The 1,645-nt window shown below is 31.6% G+C and carries 2 protein-coding genes; both read right to left on the bottom strand.

Annotated elements, in window-relative coordinates; all coding sequences use genetic code 11:
- Window positions 1-383: 383 nt before the first annotated feature.
- Entirely contained in the window at window positions 384-797 is a 414-nt protein-coding gene (locus tag HMPREF9446_RS12595; RefSeq protein ID WP_148345820.1) for a hypothetical protein, read from the bottom strand.
- Between the two features lie 145 nt (window positions 798-942).
- The gene (locus HMPREF9446_RS12590; RefSeq protein WP_009126063.1) at window positions 943-1,479 is read right to left on the bottom strand and encodes a hypothetical protein; all 537 of its coding nucleotides are present in this window, start codon (window positions 1,477-1,479) and stop codon (window positions 943-945) included.
- Between the last annotated feature and the right edge of the window lie 166 nt (window positions 1,480-1,645).

The raw sequence follows: 1,645 nt of genomic DNA, 5'->3' as shown, positions 1-1,645 counted from the left end.
TACACTCAATTGAAACGCAAGCAGGGAATCATTTAGTTTGACGGTAAGTTAGCAATAAAAAGAGCCTTCTTGAAATAACCAAACTGTATAAAGAATATTAGTAAATTAAGAAAATCATATCATACAATGATAAGTTATTATATAATTTCAAAAGAACCAAAAACAAAACAATAACAATTTCTACGACCCAGAGATATTTTATCGACATATTCTGAATCAGAAAATAGTCAACAAGTAACATTAGTCCAAAATCCAATATAGCAGCGCCTATTACCAAGAAAAACATAGGAGTCCAACCACTTTGTACAATTTTCTGCATCAACAGAATTGACAGCATGAGCATAAAGATATGTACAGGCCTGATTTCTCTTATTATTCTCATTTTATCTTTTTTTCATTCTTTGCATATATATCCCACTAGGATTAAACCTAATTATCGATTGAAAAGAATCGCCTGGAATAATGGGTCTTTGATTCTTCACTATAATATATGAATCCCCAATACCATAATCAAGAGGTATTTTACGAGCTTTCATATCATAAGTTTTAAGTCCGACACCTTCCATAGCTCTTTGTACTGTAGTCGTACAATTATTTCCGAGAAAATCATACTCTTCATTTTGGCTTATTTTAACGAATGTATTTCTCATCTCAGTATCTTGCTCTCTTGTTGTTGGGATTATGTATCCTTCATCAAATCTTCTACCACCAGAAAATTTTCCCGAAACATAAACATTATCCCCATTGACTGAGAAATATTGCCACTTATTGTCATTGTTCTGAATTAACATAGCCATATGCATACCTTCACCATGGTTCTGAACAACTATACTATCCCCATTCACGTCAATATTTCCAACCGGATTATTAGCCCCATACTGATACGGTGAGAGTGAACGATATTTAGTAGCAAACAGAAAAAATATCCGATACAGCGAAAGATTAATTTATAATATGCAATAGTCCAGTTTCACAATCTGTTTTTAGATATACTTTATGCTGAAACAATAAATATATTATATAACTCTGCTCCTTTTCGGACAATGAATCTACTAATATCCCATTCTCGTCGAAAAAGGAAGATAATATATTCTTTATTTCTCCACAACATACAGAATCTACACTTTTTTGAGTTACTACCAAACATCCATTGTCTATGAATTTATTAAATGTAATACTATCAATAACTAACGTGTCATTTCTGAATATAGGATAAAGTTCACTCCTATACATTTTACCTGACAGCCTTTCTTTGGGAAGTGAATTTATCAAATTTTCTTCCATTACCATTCGATGAATATTATTCTTATATGATACATTTATTGCTACAAAAGGGGTATGAAAAAAGGATGTATCAATCGTATTATCATCATATCGTTCATCCTGATTTCTGTTCATACATCCTACAAAAGAAAAAGCAATAATGATTAAAAAAACATCTTTAATACAATAATTCTTCAGGTATCTTTTTGTTACCATATGTTGTTCTTTTAGGTTCACCTATTCTATTCCTAATTTTATTCTCGATGTTAATCGCCCTCACTTCCATCATAGAAATTCCATTATTCGTTACATCCGTGGTTACAAGCCCTTATTCGCATCATACTCCTTACCATTATACTTGTAAGGCTGAACATTCGTAGTA

Source organism: Bacteroides fluxus YIT 12057 (assembly GCF_000195635.1).
Taxonomy (GTDB): domain Bacteria; phylum Bacteroidota; class Bacteroidia; order Bacteroidales; family Bacteroidaceae; genus Bacteroides; species Bacteroides fluxus.
The sequence above is the reverse complement of the archived record's forward strand: the minus strand, read 5'-3'. Positions and strand labels throughout refer to the sequence as shown.

What these genes read in the sequence shown, in the direction of transcription:
- HMPREF9446_RS12595 (WP_148345820.1), bottom strand. Translation starts at nt 797, where the DNA reads ATGGCTATGTTAATTCAGAACAATGACAATAAGTGGCAATATTTCTCA.
- HMPREF9446_RS12590 (WP_009126063.1), bottom strand. Translation starts at nt 1,479, where the DNA reads ATGGTAACAAAAAGATACCTGAAGAATTATTGTATTAAAGATGTTTTT.